Origin of the sequence: Lacibacter cauensis, from assembly GCF_007830055.1 — a bacterium.
Classification (GTDB): domain Bacteria; phylum Bacteroidota; class Bacteroidia; order Chitinophagales; family Chitinophagaceae; genus Lacibacter; species Lacibacter cauensis.
The window spans coordinates 225257-245139 of the sequence record NZ_VLLE01000005.1 but is presented as its reverse complement, the minus strand read 5'-3'; the positions used below and the strand labels follow the sequence as shown (position 1 = coordinate 245139).

The 19883-nt window shown below is 42.1% G+C and carries 12 protein-coding genes; all 12 read right to left on the bottom strand.

Features of this window, described 5'->3' with window-relative positions; translation table 11 throughout:
• Positions 1–330: 330 nt before the first annotated feature.
• Positions 331–4434 carry a hybrid sensor histidine kinase/response regulator transcription factor gene (locus tag IQ13_RS14755; protein WP_144887159.1) on the bottom strand — a complete coding sequence of 1368 codons (4104 nt, stop codon included), beginning with the start codon at positions 4432–4434 and terminating at the stop codon, positions 331–333.
• 150 nt (positions 4435–4584) lie between these two features.
• Complete coding sequence (gene bglX, locus IQ13_RS14750) at positions 4585–6873, bottom strand: beta-glucosidase BglX (protein ID WP_144887158.1); 2289 nt, start codon at positions 6871–6873, stop codon at positions 4585–4587.
• A gap of 22 nt (positions 6874–6895) precedes the next feature.
• Positions 6896–7933 carry an alkaline phosphatase D family protein gene (locus IQ13_RS14745; protein ID WP_144887157.1) on the bottom strand — a complete coding sequence of 346 codons (1038 nt, stop codon included), beginning with the start codon at positions 7931–7933 and terminating at the stop codon, positions 6896–6898.
• A gap of 6 nt (positions 7934–7939) precedes the next feature.
• Positions 7940–8608 (bottom strand): GDSL-type esterase/lipase family protein, encoded by a 669-nt coding sequence (locus IQ13_RS14740; RefSeq protein ID WP_242009563.1) that lies wholly within the window; start codon positions 8606–8608, stop codon positions 7940–7942.
• Positions 8608–10371 (bottom strand): family 43 glycosylhydrolase, encoded by a 1764-nt coding sequence (locus IQ13_RS14735; protein ID WP_144887156.1) that lies wholly within the window; start codon positions 10369–10371, stop codon positions 8608–8610. Before IQ13_RS14735 ends, IQ13_RS14740 begins: the two co-directional genes overlap by 1 nt.
• A 1-nt stretch (position 10372) precedes the next feature.
• Positions 10373–12100, bottom strand: a complete 1728-nt coding sequence (locus IQ13_RS14730; RefSeq protein ID WP_144887155.1) for a GMC oxidoreductase — start codon at positions 12098–12100, stop codon at positions 10373–10375.
• Between the two features lie 53 nt (positions 12101–12153).
• On the bottom strand, positions 12154–12576 hold the full coding sequence (locus IQ13_RS14725; RefSeq protein WP_144887154.1) for a DoxX family protein: 423 nt from the start codon (positions 12574–12576) through the stop codon (positions 12154–12156).
• A 5-nt stretch (positions 12577–12581) separates the two neighbouring features.
• Positions 12582–13754 carry a Gfo/Idh/MocA family protein gene (locus tag IQ13_RS14720; protein ID WP_144887153.1) on the bottom strand — a complete coding sequence of 391 codons (1173 nt, stop codon included), beginning with the start codon at positions 13752–13754 and terminating at the stop codon, positions 12582–12584.
• A gap of 71 nt (positions 13755–13825) precedes the next feature.
• Positions 13826–15274 (bottom strand): glucoamylase family protein, encoded by a 1449-nt coding sequence (locus IQ13_RS14715; RefSeq protein ID WP_144887152.1) that lies wholly within the window; start codon positions 15272–15274, stop codon positions 13826–13828.
• A 3-nt stretch (positions 15275–15277) separates the two neighbouring features.
• Positions 15278–16948, bottom strand: coding sequence for a glucoamylase family protein (locus IQ13_RS14710; RefSeq protein WP_144887151.1), 1671 nt, complete (start codon positions 16946–16948; stop codon positions 15278–15280).
• A gap of 26 nt (positions 16949–16974) precedes the next feature.
• The gene (locus IQ13_RS14705) at positions 16975–18444 is read right to left on the bottom strand and encodes a glycoside hydrolase family 30 protein (protein ID WP_144887150.1); all 1470 of its coding nucleotides are present in this window, start codon (positions 18442–18444) and stop codon (positions 16975–16977) included.
• Between the two features lie 16 nt (positions 18445–18460).
• On the bottom strand, positions 18461–19873 hold the full coding sequence (locus tag IQ13_RS14700; protein ID WP_199758278.1) for a glycoside hydrolase family 30 protein: 1413 nt from the start codon (positions 19871–19873) through the stop codon (positions 18461–18463).
• Positions 19874–19883: the final 10 nt, after the last annotated feature.

Below are 19883 nucleotides of genomic sequence, written 5' to 3'. Positions count from 1 at the left end.
ATCGGAATGTTTAGGGGCTTAGTTTTGGCTGTATTGGAACCCAAAGTCAACTGCTCCTGTTCTTTGGCGGACAGTTGCGGTTCCGTGAATTTGCAATTGAATAATCTCATACGGCAGTAATTTCTCAGCAATCAGTTTGGTGTCAAAATCGGTTTTAAAAGTACAGATGGCAAGAGGGGCAAACAGGGGGATATGCAGTACAATAAGGGGGTAAATTCGGATTTTGACCTAAAAAGCGGGGGTAAATGGCACAAAAAAGCCCCTCTTCAGGGGCCGGATGATTTTTTTGAGGATCTACTAAAAGCTGCTTAATAGCTCTGACAGCTGCATCTATTTCTTTACTTTTTCGTTGAGTTTATAGTTCTTGCCAAGGTTTTTCCGGTACTTTTCAATGTACTCCGATGGCTTCATACCGAAGGTTTTGGCAAACTGCTCCCGGAAGTATTTGATGTCTTTGATGCCCACATAAAAAGCCGTCTCATTAATATTATAATCGGAATTGATGAACAACTCGGCCGCCTTTCGTAACCGAATGAACCGGATAAAGGCGTTGGCGCTCTGTCCTGAAATAGTCTTGATTTTTTTATACAGTTTGCTGTGGCTCATCCCCATTTCAGTTGCCAGCACCTGGATATTGAAATCGTCCCGGTCGAGGTTACGTTCCACCACCGCAATACAGGCCTCCAGGAACTCCTTATACTCGCCTGAAATATTGAGGCTGTTTTGCTGGTGGGTGATCTCGTTATAAAAATACTTCTGCAGGTTCTCCTGCTTTTTCAGCAAGCTTTGCACCCTTGCCACCAGCATGTCTTTTTCAAAAGGCTTGGTAATATAATCGTCCGCTCCGTATTCGATCCCTTTCAGTTTGGATTCAGGCGAGTCGGTTCCGGTTATTAATATAAAAGGAATATGCCCCAGCACCTGCGATTCCTTCACCGCTTTACAAAAATCCAGCCCGGTCATTGCTTCCATTACCAGGTCACTAATGATCACATCGGGCTGCAGTTCTTTAGCCAGCTTCAGCCCTTCTTCAGCACTGCCGGCTTCGTGAACAATAAAATCGGTTCGGAAAACCTGAACAAGGTAATTGCGCAGCTGCACATTATCATCTGTGACCAGGATGGATGGCTTTTCACTTACGACCGATTCTAATCCATCGGTCGTTTGTTTAGCAGCAACAGGAATTGGCTCAATACCCGCATCAATTTCCGTTAACAGCAGATTCTCATTTTTTGCAGCAGCTTCCTGTATAACAACATTGCCAAAATGTGCTTTCCCCTTTTTCAATTGCACCATAAAACTCGTGCCCCCTCCTTCCTTACTTTTATAACTGATCTTGCCTTTGTGTTCTTCCACCAGTTGTTTTACAAGATAGAGCCCGATACCAAAGCCGGGTTTTACCGGAACATTTTCTTCTTTTACCTGATAAAATTTTTCGAAGATGCGGTCACCAATATGTTCAGGCACACCTTGCCCGCTGTCTGTTACCTGCGTATAGATGCTTGTACCATCATCGGTAATGCTAAAGCTGATCTTTCCATGATCGGGTGTATACTTAAATGCATTCGACAATAAATTATAAAACACAATTTCAAGCTGTGTTTTATCGCCAAAAAACGCAAGTGATTGATTGGAGCAAATAAATGTGTAATCTATATGCCTGACTTTCGCCTGTTGTTTAAAATACAAATACACATCATGACTGAGATCGTAAAAGTTAAACGATGATATACGCAGCTTACCTGTTTCACTTTCTGTTTTACGGAACAGCAACAACTGATCAACTAAACTCAAGAGGCGTCGTGCATTCCGGTAAACAACATTCAACTCTTCTTTTGCTTCTGTTTTTTCTTCCTGCTTCAACAAATCGTTTACAGGATTAATAATGAGTGTAAGCGGTGTACGAAACTCATGTGTAATATTGGTAAAGAACGATTGCCGTTTTTCGTTGATCTCTTTTTCTTTTTCAGCATTCAGCTCTGCAAGTTTTACTTTGTACGTTAGTCTTGTCTGTTGGAGCCGGTAACGATAAAACATATACACCAGCGAACCTGCTGCCACCAAATAAAGCAGGTATGCAAAAATGGTTCGGTACCAGGGCGGCAGAATAGTAATTGCCAATACCGTTTCTTGTGTATTCCAATCGCCATTTGCATTCGTACTTCTGATGCGGAGTTTATAACTGCCTTCCTTAATATTATTGTAGTTGATATTGCGGATATTACCAGTGTAGTTCCAGTTTTTATCCCAACCATCGAGATAATAAGCGTACGAAATTTTTTCGGGAGAAGTATATTCCAATGCTGTAAACTCAAATGAAAGCACTGCTTCTTTAAACGGCACACGCAGCTCAGAAATGCCGGAGCCTTTTGCTTCTTTGATATAATCACTTACTTCTGAAACCGATTTGTTATTAATGAGAATACTGGTGATGTAAAGCGGCGGAGTAAATGTGCGTTGTGTAATTTTTTCAGGAACAAATACATTAAACCCATTGATGCCGCCAAACAACAATTCACCGGAACGTAACTTGTACGATGCGTTGTAGGAAAACTGGTTACTCTGTAATCCATCACTCTCGTAAAAATTCTTGAATGTACTTGTTGCCTGATCAAACCTGGAAAGACCATTGAACGTACTGAGCCAAAGAAAACCTTTCGCATCTTCTTCAATATTGAGTACAGCATTGTTACACAAACCATCTGCCGAAGAATAACGTTTCTTGATGCTTCCTTTATGCCCATCAAACAAAACCAAGCCGCCACCTTCGAGACCAATCCACAAATTCTTTTTACTGTCTTCGAAAATTGCACGAACAGGTTTGCCTAAATTGTAAAATTGGTGTTGATTATTTTTCCTGTCGATGCGGATCAGCGAAATGGTATTACCGCCCCACAATTGTCCTTTGCTGTCTTCCAATAGCGATACAAGATCATTCACACGCTGATCGAAGACCACAAATTTGTTCAAGGATCTGTCGAAAAAATAAAGTGGCCCATTGATAAACGTAGTTGCCCAAAGTGTTTTTGCTTTGTCTTCGTAGAGTAACCAGGCGTTTCTGTTCTCTTCGCCCGTTGCGTCGTTGATACAGCGAAACCGTTCAAAACTGCCTGAAGATTTTTTGAACCGGTTGATACCTCCACCATAAGTCGCCATCCATAGAGCGCCGGTATAATCCTGCAAAATACTGGATACAATGTTGTGACTGATAGACGATATATTGCCCGACTGATACCTGTAATTTTTAAATGTATTGAGTGAGCGATTCCATACACTCACCCCTCCACCTTCTGTACCAATAAGAATATCTCCATCTTTGTCTTCAAAAAAAGAATAAATGAAATTGCTTGAAAGTGTATTTGTTTTGTAAGGATCGCTTGTTACTGTTAAAAAGTTATTCTTCTGCTCATCAAACACATTACAACCGCCTTTGATGGTTCCGATCCACATCCTGTTTTCCGTATCACGAATGATGGAATAAACAGCTTCGCTGGATACTTGATCTTTTTCCTGCCCGGAATTGATATAAGCAAAAGCTCCTGTAGCATTGTCAAGAATACTGATTGCACCACCCTCGGTTCCTATCCAGAGATTTTGCTGCTTGTCGAAACAAAGCGTCATTACCTCCTGTCCGCTCAACTCACCTGCATGTTCTGTATAATGTTTACTGTATCGATTTGTAGCCGGATCGTACAAGTATAAGCCAGCTTCGCCTCCTATCCATAACTCACCAGATTTGTTCAGCAACATACAATTGGCTACTTTAACTTCGCTGTTGACCAAAGTAATATTGCCCTGCTGTTCGTTATACAAACACAAGCCTTTTCCTGCAACAAATACCCATACTTTTTTACTTGTATTATCAACAGCTACGACTCTTGCATTGTAACTGCCTTGTTTACTGTTGCCGGACAGCAACGGCACTTCTCTTGCATATTCATCATTGGGTTGTTTAACAAGCAACCCCCATCCATTTGTAGCAAAAAATAATGTTCCTGTTACTGAAGACTGAATACCTGTGGCATTGATGGTTACTTTTACCGGTTGTTTTGCCCGCAACAAATACCCGTACAATGGTGAAAAATTTTCATAAGTGCTGTTATATTTTACAACACCCTGACCGGTTCCTACCCAGAGATTATGATTAACATCTTCGTGAAGTGAATAAATGTAGTTGTGCGGAATAGAAGTACTGTCGTTAAGTTTATTGCGAAATACTTTGAATTCTTTTCCATCATAATAGTTTAGTCCGTCATAGGTTCCCATCCAGATAAAACCACGCTTATCCTGGTAAACCACTCGCACCGAATTGTTGGAAAGCCCGCTTTCAATGCCTAAACGTTTAACAGGGGGAACAGCATTTGCTGTAATCCCCGTTAACAGAAATATGCTCAACACTACGCAGTAAAAAGAGAAAAGAATATTACGCTTCACACAATAACTATTGCTTCAAAAATAAGTAATAGTAAAGTTATGATGCTGTAAATAAAGTAACCTTACCGTTTACGAACGTTCATAGCTGTATAAGCTGTAACAAAAACGGGGCAGCTGTTGCTGTCCCGTTTTTGATTCTAGCGGTGTTCGTTATTTACTCCAGTTCACCTTGGCCATTTTCACATCACGTGAGTTACCGCCAATCATAATCTGGAACTCACCCGCTTCCCAATCATGCTTCAGCTCGTAGTTATAAAACTTAAGCTCGTTGGGAGAAATATTGAATGTAACTGTTTTGCTTTCACCTGCTTTCAACTCCACTTTCTGAAAACCTTTCAACTCTTTTACCGGACGTGTAACCGAACCCACCACATCACGAATGTATAATTGCACCACTTCCTTTCCTGTAACTGCACCGGTGTTGGTAAGCGTTACACTGGCAGTGATGTTTTGATTCCCTTTGGGTGAGGCATTACTGATCTTTACATCGCTGTACGAAAAAGTTGTGTAGCTCAATCCATAACCGAACGGATACAACGGATCATTGCTTACATCTAAATAGTTACTGCGGAATTTCTGAAACCACTGTCCATCAGGCAATGGGCGACCGGTGTTCTTGTGATTATAGAACAAAGGCACCTGACCCACGTTTTGCGGAAAGGTCATGGTTAATTTACCGGAAGGATTTACATCGCCAAACAACACATCAGCTACAGCATAACCAGCTTCACTGCCGCCAAACCAAACATTTAAAATAGCTGGTACATTCTGATGCTCCCATGTTAATGCCAACGGACGACCGGTGAACAATACCAACACCACAGGTTTGCCTGTTTTTAATAATGCTTTCAACAAATCTTTTTGTGACTGTGGAATTTCAATATTACTTCTGCTCGAAGATTCGCCGCTCATCTCTGCACTTTCGCCGAGCACTGCCAACACTACATCACTCTGATTAGCGATGGCAACGGCTTCGTTGATCATTTCTTCAGGCGAACGTTTATCACGACCAATTCCTTTACCGAACATCGTTGCACGATCTTCAAATGCTTCATCGTAATCGAGATTACTTCCTTTTGCATACAGGAACTTTACTTTGTTACCCACTACTTCATTTAAACCGGTTAATACAGCTGTTGCTTTATCAAACTCAGCAGCTACACTCCAGGTGCCTGGCATATTGCGTTTATCATTTGCCAACGGACCAATCACCGCAACGGTGCCACTTTTCTTCAACGGCAAGATGTTGTTTTGATTTTTTAACAACACAAAACTTTGTGCTGCGGTTTCTCTTGCAATCTTGCGATGAGCCGTAGTAAAGATTTCTGTTTTTGCACGCTCTTCGTTGCAGTAACGATAAGGATCTTCAAACAACCCCAGTTTATATTTTGCTTCGAGTATTCTTCTGCAGGCTGCATCAATCATCTGCATGGTCACCTTTCCTTCTTTCAACGATTGTTTGAGTGTGGTTAAAAACCCTTCGCCCACCATATCCATATCAATACCTGCACCCAATGCTCTTGCAGAAACAGTTTTCAAATCACCAATACCATGATCCACCATTTCATTGATCCCTGTATAGTCTGTCACCAAAAACCCTTTAAAGCCCCATTGCTTGCGCAATACATTATCCAGTAACCATCTGTTAGCAGTTGCAGGCACACCATCAATTTCATTAAAAGAAGCCATCACGCTTCCTACACCTGCATCAACTGCTGCCTGGTAAGGATACAGGTATTCATTGAACATGCGGTAGCGGCTCATATCGGTTGTATTGTAATCACGACCGGCTTCTGCAGCACCGTACAATGCAAAGTGTTTTACACAACTCATGATCGTATTATTGAGCGACAAATCTTTTCCCTGGTAACCACGCACCATTGCTTTGGCAATTTGTCCGCCGAGGTAAGGATCTTCTCCATTGCCTTCCGATACACGACCCCAACGTGGATCACGTGTAAGATCCACCATGGGCGAAAACGTCCAGTTAATACCATCGGCACTCGCTTCAATTGCAGCAATGCGTGCACTCTGTTCAATCAACTGCATATCCCAGCTGGCACTTAAACCAAGCGGAATGGGAAACACGGTTTGATAACCATGAATTACATCCATACCAAACAGCATCGGTATTTTTAAGCGTGACTCTTCCACTGCTACTTTTTGTACCGCTTTGATTTTTGCAACGGATTTGATGTTGAACAATCCGCCTACTTTTCCTTCTTTGATTTTTTTACCAATATCAGAATTACTTGCCTGGCCCGTAACAATATCACCGGAGCCCGGCAAATTCAATTGCCCGATCTTTTCATCCAAGGTCATCTTCTTCATCAATGCATCGATGAAGACTTTCATCTTTTGTTCATTTGTCTGCTGCGCTGCCAACTGTTGATGCGATAGTACCAACAGCAAAGCAAACGTTGTCAATAATTGTTTCATGTTCGTGTCGTTTTAATTGCAGTTAAAAACAGATTTCACTTCGTTTGATCGTATACTCAATACGACCATTTTTATGTTTATCGATTATTTCCATTTTAATTACAGGATCACTCGCCCATTCGATTGTAAGCAACCCGAAGTGATTATCCATTACCGGACCTTCGATCCTGTTTTTATTGAGTGTAGCAAAATCCCAAGTAGAGGTAATACCACTCGATGTTACATCGTAGATGGGATACAAACCCGGCGTTTGCAGTTTTGATATTTCTGCATAATGCACATCACCTGTTAAGAACATCACCGCATTTGCTTTAGTTGATTTGATGAGATCGAGCATGCGTTGCTGCTCGTGCGGAAAATTAACCCATGCTTCATAACCATTGTATTCAATACTGAACTGTGAACCGCTGCAGATCAAACGCAGATCGGCCGGTTTTTTCAATTCGGCTTCCAGCCACTTCCATTGTTCTTCACCAAGTAAGACACTATCTCTGCTGATGTGTGGCTGATAGTCGGGTTTGTAGAAATAATGTTCTCTCGGAAGTTGAACGCTGCTGTCGTACAACAGGAGATTATTCCGGAACGTACGCACATCGAGTAAAATCAATTGTACCGTTTTACCGCCTTGCTGAATATATTCGGCATGATAAATTCCTTCGTGTTTCCTGCGTGCACTTTCAGCAGGTTCTTTGAAGAAGGAAAGAAAGATTTCTTTTGATTCCTTTTTAAATGGATAATGTTTGCCTGCATCATTCCTGCCGAAATCATGATCGTCCCAGGTAGCAAAAATATTCGTTGCAGCTGCCAGCTGCTGATACTCCGGCTTTGCACCTAACCGATTGTACTTTGCACGAAGCGTATCCATATTATCTGTATCGCCATAAATATTGTCGCCGAGAAAAATAAAAGCGTCGGGCTTTTGTTCTGCAGCAATAGCAAGCACCGGCTGCGGATCGTCTTGATGACCACAAGAGCCAAACGCAATTTTTGTTACTTGCGGTTGTTCTTTACAACCTGTCATTGCCAACGCAGTTAAGATGATGCAAGTGATTAAACGCATGTTTCGTTATTTAAGCAATACTTTTTCCAGTTTTGTTTTCCAGATGGCATACCCTTTTGCATTCATGTGCAAATTGTCTTTCAAAAAAATATCCGGCATCGGTTCGCCTTTTTCGTTCAACATGGCACTGTACACATCAACAAAATTTGTGTTGGGTTTTGTTGCCAGAAACGATTTAATCTTTTGGTTTGCTTCTTTATACTTATCAAGCAAGTGAACACGACTCGGGCTTGGTTTCATCGACACATAAGCAACAGGTACGTTTTTATATTTTGCACGGATGTAATTGAACAAGGTAGTAAAACGTTGCATCACCAGCTCAACTGTTACGGTATCGCTCGATGCAAAATCATTTTCGCCGCAATAGATCACAATCTGTTTGGGTTGATAAGGAAAGATTACATCATACCGGTAACGGATCACATCAGCTAATGTACTTCCTCCAAATGCACGATTGAGTATTTTACGATTGGGAAAATAAGTCTGCACATCTTTCCACATCGTAAACGATGAGCTGCCGATGAATAATACCTGGTTTGCTGCAGGAAAAGCTGCACTATCAGCTGCTTTAAACTTTTGCACTTCGTTCCAGAATGGAAACGGCTCTTTGCTTTGTGCATTGGTAACAAGCACAACAAAGAGAAACAACATACTAACGAAAACTTTCTTCATCATTATTCTACTTTCATTACGGGTGAACGTTCGCTTACACCATTTTCATTAACGGCTTCAATGCTGTAATAATAGGTCTTTAATGCATCCATTGCCTTCATCCAGTATTCATTGTTGGCATGCACCATAATACTGGTGTACAATTTATCCGGATGGGTGCCATAATAAATATTATAGGCAAAAGCATTGTCAACCGGCTTCCACTTGATGAACGCACTACGTTTATCTTTTTCCGTACGCAATACAATAAATCCTTTCACGGCTTCCGGCTTTGCGCCATTTCCATTACCAAATACACGTAAACCGCTGACTGCAAATTTACCGGTGGGCATATGGATATTCTCCACTTTTATATAACGTGCCTGCACCGGCTTTTCCAGTTCTACATATTCGTGCGGAATATCTGTTTTGTTTGTACTCTTATCAACCAGCACAGTCCATTTCTTTCCATCAACCGAGTAATACATTTTGTATTGATGATACTGATCGTTCCATTTTCCCAAACGGTTCTGCTCCACATCCTGGTCAGCATAATTGATCTGCACTGCATGAACAGTTGATACAGTTCCCAAATCGGTTTGTATCCATTCGCCTTTATTGCCTGTTGCTGCACTCCAATATGTTTTGATCAATTCATCGACAGCATGATTAGCAACATAATTACCAAGCGTAGATGAAACCTGTACAGGTTTGTTATAGTTCAACAACATCCAGCCGGTGAAATAAGGCGACTTACCATCTTTACCATAAACCGATCCATCTATTTTATCAGAAGGAATATAATGCGGATAATCGCCGAAGGTTGTGTTGCAAAACATGTTGCCGTCTTTATCAAATCCTGTTGGCCAGATACCGAGCCTCCGTTCAAATGTATTCTTTACCGACACCACAGTTGTTGATACATGCCAGTACTGCTTAAACTTATCCTGAAAAGTTGCGCCATGTCCTGCACCACGTACAAATCCTCCAAGCTTTATGCTTAACGGATCACTTTGTGCTTCGAAATAATCCAATGGTCCATTCCCTACTAACAAACCATCCGCATATCCACTGAACTCAGTGCCCGGTGCACCATACTGCAAATAATATTTACCGTTGTGTTTGGTCATGTGACTGCCTTCAATAAACGGATCGAGAAACGTGTTATCCATGTGTTCTCCAAAACGCTGCCAGCCAAAACGCCAGGGCTCCAACAAATACATTTCTTTTCTTGTACCAATTGGCTGCAATGTTTTTCTGTTGAGTTCAATACCATACATGGGGAATTTATTACTGCTGCCGTTGTACATGTACAGGCGACCTTCATCATCGGTGAAGAAAGAAGGATCCCATCCGCCAATATCAAACGAATCAACCAACGGCTTCCATTCATTTTCTTTCGGATTCGTACTCATCCAGATGCTGAAGTTGCGGGTATAGGTTGAACCGAAGACAATCATGGTATCGCCGATGATGCCAACTGCAGGTGCACACAATTCATCGTATGCTTTATTCCACGGACGTAAAAATTTCCGTGAAACAAATTTCCAGTTCAACATATCGCTGCTGTACCAATAGCCCCATTGATTGGTACTAAAGAGATAGTAATCGCCCTTGTACGTAACAATCACCGGATCGGCCGTTGCACGGTGCCTGCCCCACTCGCTGAAGTTGGGAATAGGCGTGTAACCATAATCGATATTAATCGGATTGCAATAGGTTTTCTGTTGTGCATGTGTATGCAACACAGAAATTATTATTGCAGCTATCATCACAAGTTTCTTCATACTAAAGATTTCCTTTTTTTAATTCTTCCACAGCATGGTTGACTGCACGTGCAGTAAACGCCATGTATAAAATAGATGGACTCTGACTGCCCGTACTCGTCATACAGGCGCCATCGGTTACAAATACATTTTTACAATGATGCAGTTGATTCCATTCGTTCAGCAACGATGTTTTCGGATCGGCACCCATGCGCACACCTCCCATTTCATGTATATCCAAACCGGGCGCCTGCATACTGTCTCTCATTTCAATATTTTTTACACCGGCAGCTTCCAGCATTGCTTTGCCCTGTTGTAAAAAATCATTCACCATCTTATCATCGTTCTCATCATAATCAACCGATGTAATAAGCAAAGGTATTCCCCACTGATCTTTTTCCTCGTTACTCAAACGCACATGATTCCTTTCTTTTGCAATCGTTTCGCCCTGCATATACATGTACACGCCCCACTTGCCGGGTTCGCTGATGGCTTCTTTGTATTCAGCACCGATCAATGGTTTTATATTTTCATCATTGAGTTTTTCTCTGTACGCACCGGAGTAAATAACATACCCGCCTTTAAAGTCTGTTTCCTGTTTTTCCACATTCCGAAAGTTGGCCACAATACATTCCACCGGCTTCGATACTTTGTAATAATATTCTTCAAATCCCTCCACCTCACCATTCATACTTCCACGGTAATTGTGGAAGCAAATGTATTTACCCAGCAATCCGCTATCGTTTCCTAAACCATTTGGAAAACGTTGCGATGTTGAGTTCAATAAAATAAGATTGGTATTGAGTGCAGAGGCATTTACAAAAATGATCTTGGCAAAATATTCTTTTGCTTCTTTTGTTTGTGCATCAATTACACGTACACCAATTGCTTTTTGCTTTTGCTCATCGTAAATAATGGAATGCACAACTGAATGTGGACGGATGGTTAAGTTGCCCGTCTTTGCTGCCCATGGCAATGTAGATGAATTAGAGCTGAAGTAACCTCCCAACGGACAACCACGCATACACAAATTGCGGTTCATGCATTGTCCACGGCCTTGCTGCAGATGAATGGGCTGCGGATCGCTGATATGCGCCCAACGTCCGCTCACATAATGACGATTGAATTTTTCCTTGATCACTTTCTGCAAATGCTTCTCTACCACATTCAACTCATACGCCGTTAAAAATTCTCCATCGGGCATAGAAGGTATTCCGTCTCTGTTGCCACATACACCCATAAATTTTTCAACATGGCTGTACCAGTCTTTGATGTCGTTGTAACCGATGGGGAAACGTTCACCGTAACCATAGCGTTCAGGCGCAGTAAAATCATACTCACTCCAGCGTGCACAGGCCCTGCCCCATGTTAATGATTTACCACCAACCTGGTAACCACGGATCCAGTCGAATGGTTTTTCCTGTATGTAAGGATGATCTTTATCCTGCACAAAAAAATGTTGCGTGCTTTCATCGTAGCCGGCTGCTTTTGTAATAAGCGGATTATTTGTTTTGGTTTGTTGTGTGATTTGTCCACGATGCGGCAACTCCCAACGTGAAAGCGTTGCAGTGGGATAATCTTTGATGTGCTGCACATCTCTTCCTCTTTCGAGCACCAATGTTTTCAATCCTTTTTCGCACAACTCTTTTGCTGCCCAGCCGCCACTGATGCCGCTGCCAATTACAATAGCATCATAGCTGTTTGCCTCTTTACCGTTTATGTTGATATGTAATTGCGAAGTATCGGGCATTGAGAATGATGAGTGATGAGTAATGTCCCGATAGCTATCGGGAGATGAATGAATTAATATCTTCGTTTTTCTTTAAACAATTTTGCATCTAGACTGAATGTTCCCGGTCCAGTAAACAAAAACAGGAATGCAATGAGTACAAACATAAACGGATGCTGATCGTTATACCAAACAACACCGTTGCCTAATCCGAATGCAATGTAACCAAGAGTGCCGATTGTAAGTACTGCAGCAACACGTGTAAACAAACCCAACACAAACAATACACCGGCTATTAACTCGGCAGACTTACCTGCATACACCAACATCTTTCCATTAGCAGCTTGTTTAAAACTATCCCAGGTAAGATATTCATTCATCTTCGCTGCATCAAATACTTCCCAACCGTGATAGATGAGAAACAAGCCAACAATCATGCGTACCAACGTTAAACCAACGTTTGGTGCAAAGGGTTCTGCTGAAAAGAATTTCTTCATGGCATTTATTTTATAATTGGCCAGGGGAATGAACTTTTCAACTTCACCTTCATTCCGCTTGCAGATGATTTGCGTGCCGCCTCAATAATCTCCAACACATGCAATGCATGCTCCACATTAATCAACGGCTCTGTTCCGTTTACAATACTTTCGCCGGTTACTCTTGCACCTTCCTGCCATTCGTAACCACCTTTATCGGTACTCATCAACACAGCAGGTTTATCCCACGATGTATCGAGCATCACACCATTGGTTTCCCAATCGTAACCAATCAAACGCATATTACCGTAATCGCCATAGATCTGTATCGAATGTAAGGTTTGATTACCGGCTTCATGTCCATGTGGATCGAAATAATTAAACCCGCACATCACATGACTGATTACTCCTTTATCATGTTCCAGCAATACATGCGCATTATCTTCTGCTTCTACTTTAATTGTTCCTTTATCATCAACCGTACGTTCCGGTTTTACAATGCTCGTCATCGCCATTACACTTTTTGCAGGCCCTAACAAACCGGTGAGCGTTGCCATATTGTACACACCCAGATCGGGCATGCTGCCACCACCTTTTTCATAAAAGAACGCACTCCAGGTTGGGCCTGTATGTCCGTACTGCCCATGCGCACTGGCAATACGCCCCAGTTTCCCTTCCTGAATTGTTTTACTCATAAATGCAAACTGCGGACTGTTAACGACAGCAGGCGCTCCCCAGATGCGCAACTTTTTACTTTTCGCTAAATCGAGCAATGCTTTCCCTTCGGCGTATGTATTCGCCATTGGTTTTTCACTCCACACATGCTTACCGGCGAGCAAAGCTTTCTTATTCAGTTCACCATGTACCTGCATATCGGTGAGTGTAACCAGCATATCAAACGGAACACCTTTCAGCTGTTCATCGATGCTACGATAGGTTGCTGCATTTACTTTGTATTCCTTATTCTGCGCCACTGCACGTTCGTACTTTATATCGCAGAGACTTACTACTTCAATTAATTTTGATGATAAGAGTTGAGGAATGTATCGATTGCTTACGCTGCCGCAACCAATAACTGCTACACGTAATTTCTTTTCGGGTAATGCAGCCGCCCAACCTTCTAACGAAGAAACCAGCAATGCGGCTGCAGCCATTGCAGTGGTTTTTAAAAACTGTTCACGTGATAATTGATCGTTCATGGCAAACACTTTAATAAATATGCTGCGGCGAGTCACTCGCTTTCTTCAAGGGTGGCTCACCGGCATCGTTTCTAATTATTTCCTTTGATATACGGCGATGCAAATCCCAGCTTCTTCAATCCGTTCTGTACATCCGGTATCTTCATAAATAATTTCCACAACAAACCTGTGCGGTAATTTTCGAGCATCACTACAATTGGTCCCTGATCAATTGCCAGGTGACTTTTTGCATACCAGTTGTGATGAATACTGAAGCCATCCACAAAACCATAGTTACTCCAGATCTTATTACCCAGTTCATAATAGAAATACCGCAAGGCTTCCATACTTTCTTTGGGTGTATAAGGCATTGATGAAATGGCAGCTGTCGGCTGTATAACACCACGGTCATTTTCCGGACTGTGTGCTACATAACCTTTGTAACTGTCGCCCGCTGTTAAGCCCCAGCATTTATCAGAATAGCCTTTAAATTGTTTGGGATTCTCAATACAGTATGCACGATTAATAAGTGTGTGATGTTTGCCCTGCAGAAAATAATCGTTGCCCAACGAATCTTTTAATCCATTCGGATCAATTCCCTGGAAGGTATATTGTTCAAAGAACAACGGACCACCTTTGTCTTTATCATAATTACCTAACGGCAAAATGTAGCCGTAATATTCTTTGCCGTTTTTAAATCCTGTGCTGCCCGCCCATGTCCCATCGTACACCGATTTCTTAATGCCTTTATAAGGTGATGATGCTGCCATGATGTAGGTGATCAGACATTCATTATAACCCCACACCGGGAAGTTCATATCAAAGCCATTGTTCGGGCTCCAGTGCCAGTACAATTTATTTTCGCCGTTGGTATGCCAGTTCCAGTTGGCAGCACCCCACATCTGGTTAATGCGTTTCCGCAAATAAATTTCTCTTGGTGTGTCCTTGGTAAAATATTCTCTTGCGCAGAGAAAGCCCATCAGCAAATAAGATGTTTCCACAATATCGGCACCATCATCCAGTCGATCGAACTTGATTGTTTTGCCTGTGCGGCCATTCATGAAATGCGGATAGATACCATGATAACAATCGGCATTAATCAGAAAATCCGCAATCTGTATCAAACGTCGCACAGCTGTATCTCTGCCGATCCATCCACGCTCCACTGCAACAATGGTACTCATAATACCAAAGCCCGTACCACCGATTGCACCTGCATCTTTTCCAAATTCAGTTTTACTGAAATTGGGTTCATCCCATGCTTCGTTGATGTAATCCCAGTAATGCTCGGCTTTCACACTGTTGCTTCTTTCCAAGGCCAATCCGCTGTACGGATGTGCACCATGCCAAAAGAAACGAAAGGTTTGTTTCTGTACTGTTTCCAGCAACTGTTCATCACTTAATCCTTTGATGATACCAACAGGTGTAATACTGTCGGGGCCATCGGCATACTTTCCTTTCGTAAGTGATCGCAAAGACGACTGTGCTGATGCAGCAAAACAAATACACAAACAAAGAATAAATAATGGCAATCGTTTCATACACTACAGGTAAGGTGCGCTGAAGCCAAGTAAGCGCATACCGCTTTTTACTTCGGGACAGCTGGTGAATAAATTCCACAACAAACCGCTGCGGTGGTTTTCGATCATGACAATAATAGGTCCCTGGTCAATGGCCAGAAAAGAAGATGCAAACCAGGTTTGTTTCAACGAGAACGCATCAATAAATCCATACTCTTTAAATAATTTATCGCCCAACACATAGTAAAAAAACTTCAGCGCCTTCATACTTTCTGTTGGCGTGTAGGGTAACGATGAAATAGCTGCTGTTGGGGCAATTACGCTCACATCGTTCGAAGGAGAACTGGCTGTATAACCGTTGGGAATATCGCTGGCCGTTAATCCCCAGATGGAATCGCTGTAACCATAATTACCGTTGGGATTTGTTACACAAAACTGGTAATTGATGCGTGAATGATTTCTTGTTTGCGTTTCGTAGTTGGCATACGCATCACTTAAGCCATTCGGGTTGATACCCATGAATGAATAATGCGAAAGAAATAACGGTCCGCCATAAGCGCTGCCCAACGGCAATGTAATATTGAAGTATTGCGCACCATTTACAAAACCTGCAGCACCGTTTCTGGCCCAGCCATTATCATATACTGTTTTTGGAATACCATAAGTTGCAGAAGAAGCAGCAAGCACATATGTAATTAAACATTCGTTCCAGCCACGGATGGGCAAGTTCATATCCCATGCATAATTCGGACTCCAGTGCCAATACAACTGTTGTTCATTACTCTTCCTGAACCAACTCCACTCTACCGCATTGTACAAAGCCGTAATGTCGTTGCGAAGATTTGTTTCTGCAACATCACCGCCATTAAAGTATTGCCGTGCAGTTAACAGACCCATCATCAGCAACGATGTTTCCACTAAATCAGCCCCATCATCTTTTGCACTAAACGCAATCACGTTTCCGGTATTACCATTTAACCAATGCGAAAATGCACCATGAAATTTTTGCGCTTTTGTTTTCAGAAAATCAACAATGGTTTGCATACGTTGCAAGCCTTGTGCTCTTGTAATGAAATTACGGTTGATCCCCGTTACAATTGCCATCACGCCGAATCCTGAGCCTCCGGATGTAACGAGATCGCCGCTTGTATTACGTTCTCTTGCAAGACCACTTGTTGGGTGTGCAAAATCCCAAAAGTACTTAAAGGTTTGCTGCTGTACTTTGGTCAATAACTCATCATCGCTGATAGCAGGGAACTTTCTTGAAGAATCGATTTGTGTAATAAAGGTATTATCTACCGTACCAATGAAGAGACCACCACTTGCCGATTGCAAGCCGTTTTCAATTTTAAACTGGTAACGGGCTACACTTGCAAGCGCTGCAGATGGTTGTACAAGTAAAACCGAATCGTTGTTTTGCAAACTGGTTGTAATACCGGTTTCAGTACCCGATGCATTGTACAACTTAATTGCAGTTGCAATAGTGGAAGGCTTTAACGGTTGCGTAAACTGTAACCGAATGGTCGGCTGCAGATTAACGCCATACCGCAGGCTGCTGAAATCAACACCGTTTAACTGAATGGATTTTAACGTCACCTGCTTCGGTGGCTCCGGAACAGGCGGTGCTGCTTTCTTTTTACAGGATGCAATCGTCAACAGTAAAAAACACAAGCAATATCGTACGAGGATCTTCATATTGTTTTTACAGCAAAAACCGTTCTTTATTGAATGAGATAGGTGTTGATGGAATGTGCCAGCGCTTTTGTTGTAGCAGCTTTACCATTAATCCACAACATAAAATCAGTTGGTTTATCACTTTGATTCATTACGACGACTGCAATACTTCCATCGGGATTTTGAAACGCAGTTGACAAAAGCTGACTTCTGCTCGGCGCTGCACTGATGCGTTTGGCACCTGGCTGTATGAATTTTGAAAAATGTCCGATATAGTAATACGCATTGGTATAAATCAGTTCGCCGGTACGTGTATCGGCATGTACGGGTGCAAAACAGAAATTCTTTACATGATTGGGACCACCTGTTTCATCGAGCAGAATATTCCAGTCGGTGAAGCCCGTCATTCCATTATTAAAATCGTTGATCATGCTGCGGCCATAACGCTCGCCCAATTTCCATTGGTAAACGTTTTCCATTTTGAAGGGACCATTACAACCTTCAGTAAACAGGATCGGCATATCAGGAAATGATTCGTGTACACGACGTACATTATCAAACATCTGATCACCACCGCTCCAGTCTTCGTACCAATGCAAGCCAATACCCCATGCATATTTCTTTACTTCCGGATCGTTGAAATAAGTAGTTGCACGTTGATAAATCAAATCCCTGTTATGATCCCACATGATGATCTTCTTATCATTCAATCCTTCTTTCTCCATTGTAGGGCCAAGATGTTTCACCAGGAAATTCTTTTCTTCTTCCGCTGTGTAAATACAACTCTCCCAAATCTGTTTGGCCATTGGTTCGTTCTGGATGCTGATGCCCCACACCGGAATACCGGCAGCTTCATATGCCTTGATGAATTTTGTATAGTACAAGGCCCAGCTGCCTGCAAACTCTTCTTTCAGTTTACCACCGTGCAGCATATCGTTATTGTCTTTCATCCAGGCTGGCGGACTCCACGGGCTTGCAAATAAATTCAAACTTCCGCCTGCTGCCTGCATAGCGGCTTTAATCAACGGAATTTTAAATTTCTGATCATGTTCAATGTTGAACGATTTTAGTTCTTTATCGCCATCCTGCACATAGGTGTACATATCGCTGCTGAAATCGCAGCTGTTAATATTGGTACGTACTATTGTATAACCGATTCCTTTTTCTTTATCGAAATGAGCCGTTAAAAATTCCTGCTGCTTTTCTTTCGAAAGCTTTGCAAACACTTCGGCTGATGCATCGGTTAAAGCAGCGCCAACACCCATGTACGACTGAAAGGTTTTACCGGGATCAACAAAAACCATGATCTCGTTTTCGAAAGGCTGCCCTTTGTCGGCAAACGTTAATGTATCGTTGAGCGACAAACGCAGATCGGTACTGTCGGCCGTAGAATACACCAACACCTTCTTACCGTCCGTTGAAAACGCAGCTGTTGCTGCAGTTGAAGATTTGTCCTTTTCTGTTGTAGTACATGCTGCAAACAAACAGGTTGCTGCAACAAAGAATAATCTGTTCATAATCGTTGTTTTATTATTACCAAACATAAGTTGCCACTGCTCCTGCAGGCAAACTTGTATTTGCGTTACTTCCTTTGTATTTAATATTAAAGCGTAGAGTCGTTGTTCCGTCGTTGAGTGCAATCAATACTTTCTTTCCGTCAGGACGTAAAAAAGCTACGGTATAAAGATTACCAGTTTGTGTACTGGCAATACGCTTTGAACCAGCAGGCACAAACTTAGAAGCATGACCGATGATATAATAAGATACGTTACGGATAACACCGCCATCCAATGTCAACGCTCCTTTACATTGATCGCAACCACCAGGCGTATGCGGATTATAACTACCATCATTCGCCAGATTCCAGTTGAGCGCCACTTTACTCCAGTTGCGCATAGTACCAATGATGACATTACGGACATGCCATTTCAAATCACCATCAAAACTGCCGCTTGCACCTGTCCATTGTTCGGTGAAATATAAATTCTTGTCGGGGTGTGCATCGTGTACGGTAGACATTGCTGCCACATCACCTGCATACAAATGAAATGCAGAGCCATCAACAAATGGTTTTGCAGCTGCATCATTCAATACTGCAATCGGATAATCCGGACGATCGCAATTATGATCGTACAACACAATCTTTGTTGTGATGTTCGATTCTCTGAAAGCGGGACCTAAATGATTCTTGATAAAATCAGCTTGTTCTGCAGCATTCATCAACATACTGGGATTGTTGCCGCCGTGCAATGGTTCGTTTTGAATAGTAACGGCATCAATGGTAATACCCTTTGCTTTCATTGCCTGGATATACTTTACAAAGTATTGTGCATATACACTGTAATACTGCGTCTTCAATCTTCCGCCAACAGTATTGTTGTTATCCTTCATCCATGTTGGTGCACTCCAGGGCGTAGCCATAATTTTTATATTCGGATTAATGGCAAGCACCTGTTGCAGCAACGGAATCACATCCACGGTATCCTGCGCCAGCGAAAACTTACTGAGTGCAATATCGGTTTCTCCATTGGGCAAATCGTTGTAGCTGTACACTTTTGTACTTAGATCGGTTGCGCCCATACCAATGCGTAAATAATTTACGCCAATTGCATTATCTGCTGTACCAAACAACTCCTGCAGTAAATTATTTTTTGCTGCAGCACCATATTTATTGATGAGGTAAGCACTGCCTTCGGTAAACGTGTAACCAAAACCATCAATAGTTTGATAGGTTTGCGTACTGTCTACATCAATGGTTAATACAGCGGTACCGCCATTATTAAATGTAAATACAGGCTGCTTTTGCAATAACGAAGTTTGATTACCTGTTGTAAGCCACCAGTTTACTTCTGCACCGGCAGTATTGGGCGTACCTCCTCCTGCTTTGCGTTTATCGCAATTAAAACTCAGCGACATTACCGCCACTAATACTAAAATACTTTTCATTCGATTTAGA

Excerpts from the sequence above, each read along its gene's own strand:
- bglX (WP_144887158.1), bottom strand. The coding sequence starts at position 6,873 with ATGAAACAATTATTGACAACGTTTGCTTTGCTGTTGGTACTATCGCAT.
- IQ13_RS14745 (WP_144887157.1), bottom strand. The coding sequence starts at position 7,933 with ATGCGTTTAATCACTTGCATCATCTTAACTGCGTTGGCAATGACAGGT.
- IQ13_RS14740 (WP_242009563.1), bottom strand. The coding sequence starts at position 8,608 with ATGATGAAGAAAGTTTTCGTTAGTATGTTGTTTCTCTTTGTTGTGCTT.
- IQ13_RS14735 (WP_144887156.1), bottom strand. The coding sequence starts at position 10,371 with ATGAAGAAACTTGTGATGATAGCTGCAATAATAATTTCTGTGTTGCAT.
- IQ13_RS14730 (WP_144887155.1), bottom strand. The coding sequence starts at position 12,100 with ATGCCCGATACTTCGCAATTACATATCAACATAAACGGTAAAGAGGCA.
- IQ13_RS14725 (WP_144887154.1), bottom strand. The coding sequence starts at position 12,576 with ATGAAGAAATTCTTTTCAGCAGAACCCTTTGCACCAAACGTTGGTTTA.
- IQ13_RS14720 (WP_144887153.1), bottom strand. The coding sequence starts at position 13,754 with ATGAACGATCAATTATCACGTGAACAGTTTTTAAAAACCACTGCAATG.
- IQ13_RS14715 (WP_144887152.1), bottom strand. The coding sequence starts at position 15,274 with ATGAAACGATTGCCATTATTTATTCTTTGTTTGTGTATTTGTTTTGCT.
- IQ13_RS14710 (WP_144887151.1), bottom strand. The coding sequence starts at position 16,948 with ATGAAGATCCTCGTACGATATTGCTTGTGTTTTTTACTGTTGACGATT.
- IQ13_RS14705 (WP_144887150.1), bottom strand. The coding sequence starts at position 18,444 with ATGAACAGATTATTCTTTGTTGCAGCAACCTGTTTGTTTGCAGCATGT.
- IQ13_RS14700 (WP_199758278.1), bottom strand. The coding sequence starts at position 19,873 with ATGAAAAGTATTTTAGTATTAGTGGCGGTAATGTCGCTGAGTTTTAAT.